This is a genomic window from Pseudomonas sp. P4_C8, from assembly GCF_056401975.1.
Genome location: NZ_JBFUIH010000009.1, coordinates 167616 through 181270, shown reverse-complemented (window position 1 = coordinate 181270; position 13655 = coordinate 167616). Strand labels below are relative to the sequence as shown.

14 protein-coding genes and 1 tRNA gene are annotated in these 13655 nt (G+C 47.7%); 7 read left to right on the top strand and 8 right to left on the bottom strand.

The window, feature by feature from the left end:
• The first annotated feature begins 270 nt into the window (after positions 1–270).
• From AC1DWM_RS08250 to AC1DWM_RS08225, 6 genes are all read left to right on the top strand, one after another.
• A tRNA-Ser gene (locus AC1DWM_RS08250) sits at positions 271–360 on the top strand.
• 608 nt (positions 361–968) lie between these two features.
• Positions 969–2330, top strand: coding sequence for a cyclic GMP-AMP synthase DncV-like nucleotidyltransferase (locus AC1DWM_RS08245; RefSeq protein ID WP_477794984.1), 1362 nt, complete (start codon positions 969–971; stop codon positions 2328–2330).
• Positions 2330–2965: a hypothetical protein gene (locus tag AC1DWM_RS08240; protein ID WP_477794983.1), complete on the top strand. Its 636-nt coding sequence runs from the start codon at positions 2330–2332 to the stop codon at positions 2963–2965. Before AC1DWM_RS08245 ends, AC1DWM_RS08240 begins: the two co-directional genes overlap by 1 nt.
• 79 nt (positions 2966–3044) lie before the next feature.
• The gene (locus AC1DWM_RS08235; protein ID WP_477794982.1) at positions 3045–3380 is read left to right on the top strand and encodes a hypothetical protein; all 336 of its coding nucleotides are present in this window, start codon (positions 3045–3047) and stop codon (positions 3378–3380) included.
• Between the two features lie 4 nt (positions 3381–3384).
• Entirely contained in the window at positions 3385–5409 is a 2025-nt protein-coding gene (locus tag AC1DWM_RS08230) for a protein NO VEIN domain-containing protein (protein WP_477794981.1), read from the top strand.
• Positions 5410–5444: 35 nt separating this feature from the next.
• Complete coding sequence (locus tag AC1DWM_RS08225; RefSeq protein WP_477794980.1) at positions 5445–5837, top strand: hypothetical protein; 393 nt, start codon at positions 5445–5447, stop codon at positions 5835–5837.
• 215 nt (positions 5838–6052) lie between these two features.
• On the opposite strand, the gene AC1DWM_RS08220 is transcribed toward AC1DWM_RS08225, so the two are convergent.
• From AC1DWM_RS08220 to AC1DWM_RS08205, 4 genes are all read right to left on the bottom strand, one after another.
• A complete protein-coding gene (locus tag AC1DWM_RS08220) occupies positions 6053–6679 on the bottom strand; it encodes a recombinase family protein (protein ID WP_477794979.1) in 627 nt (208 codons plus the stop codon).
• Positions 6680–6812: 133 nt separating this feature from the next.
• On the bottom strand, positions 6813–7028 hold the full coding sequence (locus tag AC1DWM_RS08215) for a hypothetical protein (RefSeq protein ID WP_477794978.1): 216 nt from the start codon (positions 7026–7028) through the stop codon (positions 6813–6815).
• Between the two features lie 470 nt (positions 7029–7498).
• On the bottom strand, positions 7499–8338 hold the full coding sequence (locus AC1DWM_RS08210; RefSeq protein ID WP_477794977.1) for a DUF4393 domain-containing protein: 840 nt from the start codon (positions 8336–8338) through the stop codon (positions 7499–7501).
• A gap of 153 nt (positions 8339–8491) precedes the next feature.
• Positions 8492–8740, bottom strand: coding sequence for a helix-turn-helix domain-containing protein (locus AC1DWM_RS08205; RefSeq protein WP_477794976.1), 249 nt, complete (start codon positions 8738–8740; stop codon positions 8492–8494).
• 124 nt (positions 8741–8864) lie between these two features.
• Between AC1DWM_RS08205 and AC1DWM_RS08200 the strand changes: the two genes are divergently transcribed.
• Positions 8865–9173: a hypothetical protein gene (locus tag AC1DWM_RS08200; RefSeq protein ID WP_457265811.1), complete on the top strand. Its 309-nt coding sequence runs from the start codon at positions 8865–8867 to the stop codon at positions 9171–9173.
• A 77-nt stretch (positions 9174–9250) separates the two neighbouring features.
• Here the strand turns inward: AC1DWM_RS08200 and AC1DWM_RS08195 are convergent, their stop codons facing one another.
• The 4 genes from AC1DWM_RS08195 to AC1DWM_RS08180 form a co-directional block, all read right to left on the bottom strand.
• On the bottom strand, positions 9251–10006 hold the full coding sequence (locus tag AC1DWM_RS08195) for a hypothetical protein (protein ID WP_477794975.1): 756 nt from the start codon (positions 10004–10006) through the stop codon (positions 9251–9253).
• A 473-nt stretch (positions 10007–10479) separates the two neighbouring features.
• The gene (locus AC1DWM_RS08190; RefSeq protein WP_477794974.1) at positions 10480–11025 is read right to left on the bottom strand and encodes a hypothetical protein; all 546 of its coding nucleotides are present in this window, start codon (positions 11023–11025) and stop codon (positions 10480–10482) included.
• A 192-nt stretch (positions 11026–11217) separates the two neighbouring features.
• Positions 11218–11541, bottom strand: coding sequence for a hypothetical protein (locus AC1DWM_RS08185; protein ID WP_477794973.1), 324 nt, complete (start codon positions 11539–11541; stop codon positions 11218–11220).
• A gap of 487 nt (positions 11542–12028) precedes the next feature.
• Positions 12029–13507 carry a tyrosine-type recombinase/integrase gene (locus AC1DWM_RS08180; RefSeq protein ID WP_477794972.1) on the bottom strand — a complete coding sequence of 493 codons (1479 nt, stop codon included), beginning with the start codon at positions 13505–13507 and terminating at the stop codon, positions 12029–12031.
• Positions 13508–13655 lie beyond the last annotated feature (148 nt).

The following is a 13655-nucleotide window of genomic DNA, read 5'->3' as shown; positions in this document are numbered from 1 at the left end:
CCATCGCGGCACGTCAGGTAAAGCGCTGTGACTGACCCGCCAGTCACCCTTTCCCCGCCGGACAAGCGTGGCCCGCCACACCCGCCGCGCATTCCCCTCTATATAGAAGAGGGCACGAAGCCGGAGATTGGCAGGTTTGCCATGGGCAGCAACCCACCGGAATGACTAAAACGCTAAGCGCATGAAAATTCTGCAAAAAAAATTTGCCATCGGAAAAGGTTTCGACTACATTAGCGCGCCTCGACAGACAGAACTTGTTTGACGAGATACGGTGAAGTGTCCGAGTGGCTTAAGGAGCACGCCTGGAAAGTGTGTATACAAGAAATTGTATCGAGAGTTCGAATCTCTCCTTCACCGCCACATTTAGAAAAGCCCCGCAAATCAATGGTTTGCGGGGCTTTTTGCTTTTCGGTTGTACTACTCAATTGTACTACTCGCCGCTCCGCATTTTCTTCACGTGCTTCAATCCCTCCGCAGTTCCGCTTCTTCCTCGTTTCGCCCACACATCTCCTTGATATCTGCCGTTAGTCCGATTCTGAGTTTTTGCCTATCTGGCATCGAGCTTCGGAGCCCGATAACATCGTGCCATCACAAATTAAGAGAGTCATCATGAAGGCGGGGATAGCGGCGGCGGTTGCATCTACATAGGTCGTTGGGCGAGCCGCACCATCGCTACGCCGTGGATCACTGCTGTTGGATGCTAGGGCAAGGAACAACAGCTTCACTTTCCAATCGGGCTCACAGCAGCTAACAGTCTTTGAGTTTTGCCAATGGTGTGATGAGGTGAAAACGCGTCTATCAACGGAATGTGACTGTGAGCATTTTTTTTTCTTGGGCACGCAGTGATGGAATTTTTTACTAGACTCTGAGATGTTATCTCCCACTTAGGCTTTCTCTGCTTAGGTTCCAACGTCTGGGTTTAGCATGACGGATGATGGAATATAACGGCACTGCATGGAGCAAACATAATGGGTGGTTGTTCAACGCTTTTCTATGATTCAGATAATCAAAATACCCTATTTTCACGGATATCTCTTTCAGATAAGCAGTTAAAAACTGCGCGTGAAGGGCGAGATGCTTTATTGGGGTTTGTAAAGCCAAAGCTTTCTGAGGTTTTTGATATTGAAGTCAGGCATTGGATACAAGGTTCTCTAAAGAATCATACTTTGATTAGGCCTGCATCAAAGTTCGAGGAGTTTGATATTGATGTTGGTCTCTATTTGATTGGGGAAGGTGATGAGTCGGGTATTGATGCCGTTGATATTAAATCTGATTTGCATGATGCGATAGTTGATTATTGTCAGTTTGATTCCAGTGCACGTGTGCCTGACGAAGTAAAAGAGCGTTGCGAGCGAGTTGTGTTTTCTGGCGATTTTCACATTGATATGCCACTGTATTATTTTAACTCTCAAAATGATACTGTGGTTTTGGCAACAGAAAATGGTTGGGAACATAGTGATCCAAAAGGTTTTCAAGACTGGTTTGATAATAGCGTCGGTGTTTCTCAGCGACCAATCGTTCGACGTGTTATAAAATATCTCAAGGCATGGGCTTCGCTGAAGGCGAACTCATCGCTTGCTAAACCATTGTCATCTATGGCATTGACGATTCTCGTTGTAGAATTTATAGAGCTTATAGGTTCTTCTGATGATGAATCGGATTTTGCCAGAGCTGCACAAGAGATTGTAAATTGTATTTTAGAGTCTGAAAGTGTAATTAATCCACTTACCGGGTCGGATATTCTATCGTTTTCAAAGGCTGATATTGACTATTGGCGTCCGCATTTGCTGGAGCTTGAAGACATCAGTAATTCTGCAATGAGGGTGGAGGATGCATTCGCATCATTTTATCTCTGGGAACGTATATTCGGTCATATGCTGCCGCCGATAAACGAAGCTGCAATTGCTGGCGGGAAAACGGGCCTGCCAGCAGTTACATCGCCTGCTTTTACAGAGGTTAGGCATTACGATTCGAAAGGTATTTTGTTGTCTTCTGAAGTGACTTCGTCAGTGATTTGTTATAAGAATGAATCGCTTTCGTTTAGGGTGTTTAACTTTGATGAATATCATCCTGATGCAAGTATAACTTGGATTGTTCGTAACCAAGGGGGAGATGCGGCGGACTCTAATGATCTTGGGCATAATACACCTCTGGGTATCAGTGCAGAAATATCGCGAAATTGTGCTTATACAGGCGTTCACTATATGGATGCTACAGTGGTATATCGAGGACAGGTACTTGGTGTTGGGAAGGTTAAAGTAAATATCCAGCCCTACAATAGGCCCGTAAAAAATCCAATTAGAAGAAGAATTTATAAGGGGGGTCGCTAATGTGGGATTTGTTATCTATGAAAACAAAGTCAACTATTGTTGCTTTGTTTACCGCAATATTTGTTTTGGCTTATCCGTTTTTTAATATTAGCGTTCCTGATGTTAAGTATGAAATTGCCACTGTAAACAGTATTTCAAAATTCGTATCTCTTTTGACTGCTTATTGGACTTTTATCTATTTGTTTTTTAGATTTTTTGGTATGTCTCTTTGGTCGGTGCCAGTCCTTTCTAGTATTTTGAATAAATATGTTGGTCCAGATTTACGTGGAGGGTGGGTCGCTGACTTTCAGTTCAAAGGAGTTGATGGTCAGTCACTTTCAAAAATACTGAGATTTGAAATTGCCATGTCGGTTTTTCACTTTTCAATGTCAATGATTTCTGATGACGAATATTCGACTAGTCATGTTGTGTTGTCTCGTATTCTAAAAGATGAGATATTCGGTTCGTATGTGCTTTACTACGTTTTTGAAAGTGAGGTTGTTAAGCCTCTCGAAACTGACGTAAGCTCGTTTCAAGGCGGTGCAAAGCTTCGGGTTAAAAGCGGAACGGTTTTGACGGGTACGTACTGGACGAATCGTAACTGGCAGAATCGCATGCAAACAGCGGGCTGTATTAAGCTTGTTCGAAATGTGTAATCGGTCTGAAAATTAGCCGTATTAACAGTTTGTGTGGTCTATAGTGTTGTTCAACCAAAAGTGCATAGGAGCAAGGCTTGTGGCAACAGTCGATTTGACATCAAAGATTGAACGGGTTGAGGCTTTTGAAGAGCGAGTTGGAGTTAGATTTCAGGGGATGTCTGCCTTCTTGGAAGCTGATGATGACTATATTTCACTACAAGTACATGGAGAGATACATGCTTCTAATGGTGCAGAGTTGAAGGATGACGTAACCGTAGTTATCGCGGTTTATGATCAGTCGGATCGTGTTGTTGGTACGGATACTCGTTATTATTATAGTGAATCATTTTTTGGGTTTGAGGCTTTCAGTGAGTCACTGAGTCTTTCGGTTAAAAATATTTCTAAAATCAGAGTTTATCCGAAGAAAGGGTGATTAAATGTTACAGGAAGTTCGTTTGCCTTTGCTTGAAGAAGCACAGCGTTCCCCTCATCTGCTTTCTGATTTGGCAGGTCTAGAAAAATATGTGGCTGAAAGCTATGACTCTCGATCGTTTATAGAGTTGCTTCAGAATGCTGATGATGCAAAGGCTACGAGCTTTCTTGTAAAGAAAATTCATGATCACTTGATAGTTGCAAATAATGGAAATCCATTTACAGTAAAAGATTTTGAGTCTATTTGTAGGAGTGCGTCATCTACAAAATCTCGTGGAAGTAGTATTGGCTATCGAGGAATAGGGTTTAAATCGGTAGTTGGCTTGGCTGATGTGGTTCATATTATTAGTGATGGACTGGAGGCTACTTTCTCTAGAGATTTGACAGCTAGGGCGGTTCCTCAAGCTAGTCGAGTTCCGCTTATACGGATACCGCATGAGTTGGATAGTGCAACTCGCCAGGCTGTTATGCCTGAAATTGAGATGCTCCGAAAAGATGGGTATGTGACATTTTTCGTATTTGGTGATTTTGCTGCAAGTGCGATAGATAATGAGTTTCTGAATTTTGATGCTACGTCTCTATTGTTTTTGAGGAATATTCAAAAGTTAAACCTTGTTGCGGGGGCTGTAGAATCCTACGTGGTCGGTAGAGAGGAGTGGGACAGGGCGGTGCGACTGGTACAGATCAGTTCAGAACGTGAGGCATCTAATTGGATTGTTGTGGGTAATCAGGGGGCTTCAGTTGCTTTTTATCAAGACCCCGTTAGCGAGGTGATTGAGCGGCTTCCTGAAAGTGGCGCTGTAGTCCATGCATTTCTGCCTACTAATGAGTCCACTGGTCTTGGCGTTAAGCTAAATAGTGATATTAGCACAGACCCTTCAAGGACTAGGGTTGTTTTTGATGATAGGACAGATCAAGGGATTTCGGAGTTAGCAGCGATATTGGCTGGTTTGGTGGATGATATTATTTTAGATAAGCCAATGCCTGATTCAATCGGAATGCTAAAAGCACTTCTTCCTCTAGATGACCCTAGGATGCATAAATACCAGAAAAGGTCATTTAAGTCAGAGCTATTTAGGAATCTCCAAGAAGTATGTAGGTTGGATATGTTTGTACTGCGTCCGTCGTGGCTTAACTCTTTAGACTTCGAGTTATTGACTAAGTTGAGTGGTCTTGAGCCTATGCCTCGATCTATTGAAGGTGTCGAGGGGGCGTCTGCATTAATGCGATATCTTGGTGCTAAGGATGTTGGTGTTAATGACATATCAAAGTCGTTCGTAAGTGAGAGCATTTCGCAAGGCGGGTGTTCTGAGATAGTTTCTGAGTTGGTTAGGCTGGTTGATACGAAGCAAGTAAGTGTTAGCGATATAGATGTTTCTTGGCCCGTTTGGGTGTCTGGAAATAAAAAGCTTTCCTTAGCTCAGATTGAAGAGTGTGAGTCAGTGTTGGATGAGGCTTTCATTGATATGGTGGTTGAAAAGACCGCTGGGGCTGGAGGTATTTCTCGTCTGGTGAGCGCCCTTACTAAACAGGGTGCTGCTTCAAAAATCATTCCTACTGCTGAAAAAAAAGTTGACTCCTTGGAAGGTGAACTTCAGAAGAACTCAGAGTGGTCGGTCGATTCTGTTTTCAATCAGGTATCTTCCTTGAGTCTAAAAAAGTGGAGGGGGGCAGAAGAACAGGTTAAAAATATATTCATTGCAAAAGGATGGAGTGCTAATGATGTGAGTAGGCAAAATCTTGGCTATGATATTGAGTGTGTTGATAAGGAGGGAAGAAAGATTTTTGTTGAAGTCAAGTTGATAGCGTCACCGTCGCAGCCATTTACATTGACAAGTAATGAAGAGGCGGTTGCTAGGCAGAATGGTGAATCGTATTACTTGGCGATAGTTCAGCAGTTGGGCGATTTTCTGGATGTGTGCTTTATACCTAATCCAGTTGGCAAGCTAGAGCTTGTTCGATCTTGTAGGCAGTGGGTGTGGGAATGTAGTCAATATCCATTCAATCCTGTTCGATTTGAACTGTGTTGATGGCTCCTTGGCGAGTCAGTTTAGAAGGGTTGAGTATGAAGGCAGGGATAGCGGTAGTGGTCGCACTGGCAGCGACAACGAATGTATGGGCAGCGGAAGACTACCGTTGCACGATTGAAAGCACCGTCGCCGCAAAAGAGAAACCGATAAACCGAATCTACATCGGCAAACAATTCACCGTTGAAAGACGGACTGGCTTGATGGCAGGAGCCTTGAAGAATTCTTATGTAACCGACCCACAAGTCATTGACTACGGATCGACTGAGAATAGCTACAAGGCCGTAGCGACCATGCGGAAGGATCAGGGGGCTGGAGTCGGTTCAAGCATCTATGCGTTGACCGTCAATGAGTACGAAGATAGTGCCAAAAAGCCTTTCATCTTCTTGAGTAATGACGAAGCGTTTCTTGGTTGGTGCGAACACTTCTGACGGAGCGGCAATTTTCCTTAACCCATGCCCCCGCCAAAATTTCCGGTGCTCTTCGATAGTCGTTTGGTTTTTCGACCGGAAAAATAATCTGACGGTTTTGCCTGAGGTGCTTAGCCCTGTGCGAGGGTAGGCAAATGAAAATCGAAGCTTTTCTAAAATAAGTTGGGGGCGAAGCCCCGCATAACCCGAGCAGGATGACATAGCTAAGGCCAGGATCAGGCAGCCTTTGTTTCTCGCTTAATCCGGTAAACGGTGGCAACACCACAGTCAGCCAACTTGGCAATCTTGTCAGCAGACATGGTTGGGTGCTCCTGCATTAGAGCCTGTACCTCCGCCCACTTGGCTGCATTCTTGCCTTTGCCTGCTGGCTTCCAATCAGGATCAGCAGCCTTCTTGTTCTCCAAACCCTGCTTGATGCGCTCCACGCGCTTCTCTTGATCCAGCCTTGCCATGGTTGCCATCAGGTCGATCAGCATGTTGTTGATCACATCCATGATTTGTCCCGTGATTCCTTTGGCTTCAACCAGCATATGACTGGTGGGCAGATCAGCAACAACCAGTCGTAGCCCCTTGGACTTGATGGTGGCTTTGAGAGTGTCCCAGTCAGCTTGTGAGAGGCGACTCAGGCGGTCTACAGACTCAACCAATAGCACGTCTCCATTCTTGGCGGTATCGAGCAGGGCGAGCAGCTGTGGACGGTTGAGCTTGGTTCCGCTGATGTTCTCGGCATACGCGCCTACGATGCTCAATCCCTTCTCGACAGCGAACAACTCCAGGGCGACTTTTGCACGGTTGGCGTCTTGGTCTTTCGTTGATGCTCGGAGGTAGAGGTGGGCATTCATGGCGGACTATCCTTTACTCTTGAATTTGATAGATCAATGATAGTTGAATCGCATAGCTATCTGCAATAGATATCTGATAGTGATTGGCGGGTGGCTATCGAGCTATCAGTTACGTCTACTTCTTTGATAGCGATTATTGCCGGAGTTTGAGAATTCCAGCGGTGATGGCGGATGCGTTCGCATCGAGAGTTTCCAATGCAGTGACGGCGTTCCCATGGGCTTCCGTTGAGCCGCTGGCTTTAGCCCACAGGGCTACTTCTTCGATTGCAGCGGCTAAGGCGTGCTGGTTGTGTAACAACAGGGTCAGCACGTCTGCTGTGGCGATGTTGGCTTCTGAGTTGTCTGGCATGGGGGTCGTCCTTGAGGGCGTGAGGGAGCCTAGCGACACCCCCACGGTGATGCTATTTACTTTTTGGCTTCGTTGGTTTCTTCGGCAGTGGGATCGTCTCTACCGTTGTAGTGTTGGGACGCCGCTTTGCTTCGTCGATAGGGATGAACTCCCCGGTCTTTGAGTCCCTGCCACGCTTGTTAACCATGTGCAGCTCCTTAATAGCCAATCGCCACGCTGGCGACACCATCAAAGCTAGCTCAGAGCGGTCTATCCGCAAGGGGCTAGGGGATTCGTGCTTTCTTCCGAAAAGCGGTGATTTGGCGTGCAAAAGCCACTCTGGCACCAATTAATCGAGCTTGAGCGTACTTAAGGGCCTCGACTTATCTTGACCTTAGCTACAAGCCCCAGAAACGCTGGCTCTCAAAGAGCATTCATGTCCTGACAGGGCTCGTCGTGCAAGGGGGTTCCATGGGGTTATTTGACGCTTCCTACGAGGTTGCATGGTTCAACGTCGAACGGTTTACGCAAATACGCCCGAAGTGCATGCCGAGGTTGGTCACGCTTACTGCCTTCTGAATAAATGAAAACTTATAATCTGGCTTCAAATACTCCGGCTTCTGACGACTTGTTACTTCGGGAGACTCCAGAAGCTCAGTGTATAGATCATCGTCTATGTAGGAGGAGTCATCTGGAATGTCTATGATCCCCAAGCGGCATAAGTTGTCGAGGTATGTAGGCACTAAGTGGGGGAACTCAACACCGGCTTTTCTCCCCAGCAACGAGACGTTATTAGCTATGTTGTTACCGCCCTTATTAAAATCAATGTGCTCGACCCTGACCGTAACGAGTGGGAAAGGTAGAGGCTTCATGAAGTAGGCAATCAGTTTTGCCTCGTCGGGTGTCAGCTGCTTGATGATTTCCACGAAAGCCGGGTGAGCCCCCTGAGCCGTACTTTTGTCCATGGCGGCGGCAAGAAGGTTGGCGTACATGTCGCTCAATGACTCTTCATGCCCGGTAAATCGCAAGGCTTCGATTGCGGGGCCAGCGACGTTGGGCTTGGGGGTTATGATGTCCTCGGGCGAGACATGCTTCAAACGATCAGCAAGCTTAGTAGCAAGAAACACCTGGATATTCTCATATCCCCAAACCAAACCAGTGACAGGCGAAAGAGCAACATTGATAGCCTTACCAACCGTCTCCAACGACCTACCAAGCTGTTTCGCCACTGGTTGAAGCAAGTCCTCGTACACAGGCACAGCCTTAACCAGGCCCGTTACCGCTTCGATTGTCCCTTTGACCTTATTGTCGCCGCCAGACTCTTCGCCCATTGCTTGCCCCTGATCCCTGTAATGACTTTGTAGGTCAGCATGCCATGACCGCCAGTAGTCAGACAAAGGAATTGCAGCGCAGCACCGGAACAGCCTCTGGCTCTGCCTGTTGACCATTCAACTCACCGGCAAAATCTGTGAGCTGTCGTCCTGTCAGTCCTCTGACAATGATTCCTCAAACTCTGCAATCAAGTCTTGCAAACCAATTCCCAGGACTTTGCACAAATCGCGAAGCTGGACGATGTCCAAGCGACGTGTCCCACTTTCTACGTCACTCATGAAGGACTGTGGACGCTCCAGAGCCTTTGAGCACTGGACTTGAGTCAGACCAGCCGCTTTCCTGTGCTTCTTCAGCAACGACAAAAGCACAGTGTGTTCGGGTCTATAGATCGTCTTGGACATGGGTGACTGGCTACGAGTGGGCAGCCTACCAACCTATATCTGGTTTTCAGATATCTGAATTTGGGATAAATTCAATCCCTAAGCGACACCACTCAAGCCACCAGCCATGTCGCAAGGATGAACCATGAACGAAAAACTGTTTGTATTGACCAGCCAGAAAAAGAACACGAACCACGTCTTGCACCTGATCATGACCATTCTGACTGGAGGTCTATGGTTGATTGTTTGGCTGATCGTCACGTCAAACAAAAACAGCCACAACAAGAAACTCGACAAGCAAATCAACCATGTATTGAAGTACAAGGAGCAGGGTTTGAGCGACGCCGACACCTACAAACAGATTAAGGTGGACAAGGCGAACTCTGACGTAATCCAAGGCCGGGTGATTTTTGTCGTGCTGGTAGTGGTGTTCCTTTACTTCTACCTGCGTTAGCCAGGGCGACTCACTGGGCTGTACACTGCGTGGATAGGAGGTGCAGCAGCGTTAACTGCTGCTTCCTCCTTCAATAATCAGTGCTGGTACTTCAATGTCTGAATACCTTGGTCAGCGTTTGATCGAAGCAAGTCGGCGTATTTAATCAGTGCTCGTACAACACGCAAATCAGGTGCAATCTCTTTCAAGTAATAATGAAGATGATCGTCAGTGGCGTCAGCCTTCATCCTCTGCCAGTCGGAATGAGCCTCAAGGGCATCCACTCTACTCTTGCCATCGTTGGTCTCACCTTTGTGCGTAAGGCTGGCGTACCATCGGTCGGCAAATGCGTAAACTCCGTGATAACCCGACTTTGGTGGCTTCCTTCTCAACACTACAGCCTGATTGATGAAATGGGGGACGAAGACGCATGTGTCAGGGCTGTATATCTTATTACCCGGTTGAAGGATGTCCTTGTCCAGCTCATAGCCAACAACGTGGTTCACATCAAACCACTGTTTGAAATCTGAGTACAAGTGCCAGCTTGGATCAACAGAGCACCCAACATACGTTGGGAGTGGGTTGTGGTACACCCGTTTTATCATCGCACGCCACGCAACATGAGCCGCATCCTTGGCACCTTCTGGAGAGTCATCAATGCCAACACCATAAACCAAAGCAACCTCTGACTCTGGAGCTAAGGGTTCTGGTGTTGGTACTGCTGGTGCCGTAGGTGGTACTAGTTTTTTGAGGCCTGGGGATGTGAATTGTACGTATGGTGTTTCTGCTGCGGTTTTAGAGCCTCGGCCGCTCTGGGAAAGGGTTTCACGGTATTCATTGTGCATGCTGTTCATTATTTTCTCCTATTCTAGTTTCGTTAGGCATTTTCCTCGTAGGTGGTGCCAATGATTTTACGGTTGGTACAGATACGACACTATCGGTCGTGACATTACGCACGGTCCAAGAGCTTTAGCACGGGATGTTACATAGCGGAAGCTATAGGCCTGACTTGTCCTTACATGGAGTCACATTTACTTTGTTACTTTACCTTCATAATTTTCAATAAGTACTATGAAAGAGAATTTACTAGGTAAGTGCGGGTCAATTTCAGCTTTCGGCTTACGCCTCCCGCTGTGCCGTGCTAACCTCTTTCTTTGTATATCTATCTTTTTAAATTATTATTGTTATATCTTTCTTGTTCTATCTATCTTAATAGTGGTGCAATTTGAGCCATGCCGGCAGCTCAATTTGATCTATGCGGTGGTTCAATTTGAGCTATCTGGGGAAGTTCAATTTGAGCTTTGCGGTAGCTCATTCTGAACTGTTGCTATCCCCAATTCGGAGGATCACCATCGTTCGATGGGGGGCGGTATGCCAACCCGATAACAGGTGGTGGTGCTTCTGGACTCGTGATTGTGGCTACTGTCGATGTTGGCACGATTGCTACCACGATTGGAACTGCTTCCGGTGTCGCGTCTGGCACCGTCGGCGTAGCGCCCCCTGCCATTGCAGTCTTGCTCTCCGTGCGAACAATTCCAACAAGGTCTTGGGCGACGGTGTAGCTATTGGAGAATGCGCATCCCCAAACCTTTTTCTTCGATGCCTTGAGGTATCCGTGCTTTGTCAGGTCGGCAAGGAATCGCTTCACGGTGCTAATGTTGCTGCCAGTAGCTGCGGCAATCGCTTCCTGATTATCAAACCATTCGTTGCCCAAGCTGGCGAAGAAGTCGAAGCGATCCTTGATGTGAAGCCAAAGAATCTTGTTCGACGGGGTGAATTGGATTTCCTCACCAGTAGTCAGGCTGATCCAGTGCGTAGCGGCTAGGAGGGCCTTGGGGAATTTTATAAATGGTTCTTGGTGTGCATTGCTCATGGTGGTTCTCCTTCTTCAAGTTCAATTCATTGGCAGCTCCTCGACGGGTGTGCCTTTGGCGTTATTGCCTGGGTGCGACGAATCACGCCCAGCGGAGTACTCGCTAGGCTGATCAGCGTTCTAATGCTTTATTACTTCAAGCGTGCCTGTACGACTCGACAACTAAAGTCGATAGGCTTTTTCTGGGAATTGCTAGCGGTCAGCCAGTTGTTCCAAGGCGTCGTATGCCAGAGCATAAAGAGCTCGAATAACAGCATCTGAGCGTTCTGGCGTGACCATCTCGGGATGAGTCTTTAACACGACCATATTTTGGCGGATGAACCTCAGTTCATCTCTCATCTCGGAGACGGAGGGGCGCTCATCTGAGTGGTGATAGCTTTGATCAGAGCAGAGCTCCAATGAGCCACTTTGAATGAGGAGATTATCGGCGATATGGTGATTGCCATTGGTGCGGAAATAAGCGATCAGTTCAGCGGTGGTATTCACTTCAGGTGTAGCGACATTAAATACTTGCATGTTATTTCTCCTTGTTCAGTTCATTAAAAGGGCGTCCTCTCGGGTTGTGCCTGATTTGTTTGGTAAATCGCAGGCAGCACGAAATCTCAGTGCCAGTTCTCCATATTATTGCGGAGGGCAGTGAGTACTTGCTGTCAGACTATCGCGGTCTTGATCATCAGCCCACCCGGGGCTAGACGTGTGGGATATCCCCCGCCGGATGTTCCTGAGTTGCTTGCTCAAGAGAGTCAGCAATATACGGACTTATGGGTGCTGAGTCAACTGGTATTTTTGTCATCCTTTATTTACAAAACCAGTTTCGAGCGGGAGAGAAAGCGTCCTGCTTAGTCCAACCACCCATGTAAGCCCGTAAACACTGGGCAGAACGGAACTTGGTGATTGGAGCAAGACGAAACTGATGCAGGTTTTTCTGGAGTTGTGCTGTGGTTTCGATGAGTTTTCTGTCGTGGTTGACGCAGCCTCGAAACTTAAGTGGTTGATGCTTGGTTCAAGGAAAAGCGGGAAGTTTGGAAATCGCTGCTAGCTTTTGTGTTGTGCTCGCACCTTTTGAATACACGTCGTGGGTCACTGAACCCGTTTCATGCCCAACCAGTTCTTTTGCCAAGGCGTCTGGTACGTCAGCCCTGATCAGCTCAGTAACTACGGTGTGACGGAAGCTGTGGAAGACGTGGAGTTTGCTGAAGCCTGCTGCTGTACGCAGTCTGCCAAACGCCTTGGATATCGCGTGTGATCGTTTGCCGTAGTGGTCGTGCGAGCTGGTGGGGATGAGGAAAGTATCGGTGCTGTCTTCGCTCAGGCGATCAATGGTGAGCAACAAGCTTGGATGGATCGGCACTACACGTTTGCTCGCCTTGCTCTTGCTCTTCGGGAAGTCGAAGCACTTGATGCCGTCAACAGTGACCACATTGTCTTTGTTGAGTCGGCAAAGTTCTTCAATCCTGGCCCCGGTGTACCAGCCCAGTGCAATAAGGTCAGCAAGCGGTTTATCTCCGTTATCCAGTGCGGCTTGATGCAGCTTGAGGGTATCGGCCCGCGTGTAAATTTGTCGGTCCTGACCAGCTAGCTCAGAGCCTCCGCCCTGTGGCAGTTCATGGCCTACGAACGGGTTTACCTTGTCCTTGTATTCTTCACGCCAAGCCGTGTCGTACTTCATCGCCCACTTCCAGAACGCAGTGCCCGCCATTAGGTATTGGCTAAGGGTCTTGGGTGCCCGGTCCAACGACTTGAGCCAGTTATCCACAGTGTCAAAGTTGAGTGGCAGTCCCTCTTTCTTGAGAAATTCTGACAGCCGCTCCATCTTGCCCACTTGCTGGTCGACGTGCTTTGCCGCGCCACCACGACTTTCCCTGAATTCTCGATAGGTCTTCAGGCGGGCTGTGGTAATTGGTGATTTTGGTTTGTAGGCGGCAGGGTTAGTCAGGATGACTTGCATCTCTTCAGTTTCTGGCATCGAGAAGTCGTTGGCGTAAGCAATCAGTTCGCCAAAGGTTTCGAGCAGCAGTTTATGAGCCAAGTCGTGGACAGCAAGCTCGCCTTCCAATCCCTGCTTGGCAAACACCACATCAGCTTCTGCCCGGCGCCGTTGTCCGCTCTCGGTATCGCTGAAAACGAATTGCCGAAACTCTTCAAGATCTGCTGGATCAATGTCGAGTTGTGTTGGTTTCGACTCACCTAGGGCCACATCGGTCTTGAGTTGGCGGATGATGTTGCTGAAGTCGTGAGCGTCCCCTGCAAGGCGTTCTTTCCAAGCATCTCCACGGTTGGTGCGTTTATCCCGTGCTGCTTGAAACTGAGCTTTCCAGTTGGCGAGGATCGGAAGGCGTGCGTTCATTGCTTCCTTGCGAAGTCCGGTCTTCAGCGACTGAACCAGCACCTTGGAGCCAACGGCTTTCTGTACATCGGCAGGGACGGCCAGTCGCACATACCACGTGGACTCGCCTTTCTTCTGAATCAGATTGTCTGCCATTGGAGCGCCGTGGAGAGGGGAGTGGTACAGCGGATTGTACTACTCAATTGTACTACTATGCACGCTGAAAGCCCCGGAATACGGGCCTTGTTGGTCGAAAATGGTGTTAAATTAAAATCTCTCCTTCACCGCCAAATTTAGTAAACAC

Bases quoted from the DNA above. Each gene is read 5' to 3' on its own strand.
- AC1DWM_RS08245 (WP_477794984.1), top strand. From the start codon at position 969: ATGGGTGGTTGTTCAACGCTTTTCTATGATTCAGATAATCAAAATACC.
- AC1DWM_RS08240 (WP_477794983.1), top strand. From the start codon at position 2,330: ATGTGGGATTTGTTATCTATGAAAACAAAGTCAACTATTGTTGCTTTG.
- AC1DWM_RS08230 (WP_477794981.1), top strand. From the start codon at position 3,385: ATGTTACAGGAAGTTCGTTTGCCTTTGCTTGAAGAAGCACAGCGTTCC.
- AC1DWM_RS08225 (WP_477794980.1), top strand. From the start codon at position 5,445: ATGAAGGCAGGGATAGCGGTAGTGGTCGCACTGGCAGCGACAACGAAT.
- AC1DWM_RS08220 (WP_477794979.1), bottom strand. From the start codon at position 6,679: ATGAATGCCCACCTCTACCTCCGAGCATCAACGAAAGACCAAGACGCC.
- AC1DWM_RS08215 (WP_477794978.1), bottom strand. From the start codon at position 7,028: ATGCCAGACAACTCAGAAGCCAACATCGCCACAGCAGACGTGCTGACC.
- AC1DWM_RS08210 (WP_477794977.1), bottom strand. From the start codon at position 8,338: ATGGGCGAAGAGTCTGGCGGCGACAATAAGGTCAAAGGGACAATCGAA.
- AC1DWM_RS08205 (WP_477794976.1), bottom strand. From the start codon at position 8,740: ATGTCCAAGACGATCTATAGACCCGAACACACTGTGCTTTTGTCGTTG.
- AC1DWM_RS08200 (WP_457265811.1), top strand. From the start codon at position 8,865: ATGAACGAAAAACTGTTTGTATTGACCAGCCAGAAAAAGAACACGAAC.
- AC1DWM_RS08195 (WP_477794975.1), bottom strand. From the start codon at position 10,006: ATGAACAGCATGCACAATGAATACCGTGAAACCCTTTCCCAGAGCGGC.
- AC1DWM_RS08190 (WP_477794974.1), bottom strand. From the start codon at position 11,025: ATGAGCAATGCACACCAAGAACCATTTATAAAATTCCCCAAGGCCCTC.
- AC1DWM_RS08185 (WP_477794973.1), bottom strand. From the start codon at position 11,541: ATGCAAGTATTTAATGTCGCTACACCTGAAGTGAATACCACCGCTGAA.
- AC1DWM_RS08180 (WP_477794972.1), bottom strand. From the start codon at position 13,507: ATGGCAGACAATCTGATTCAGAAGAAAGGCGAGTCCACGTGGTATGTG.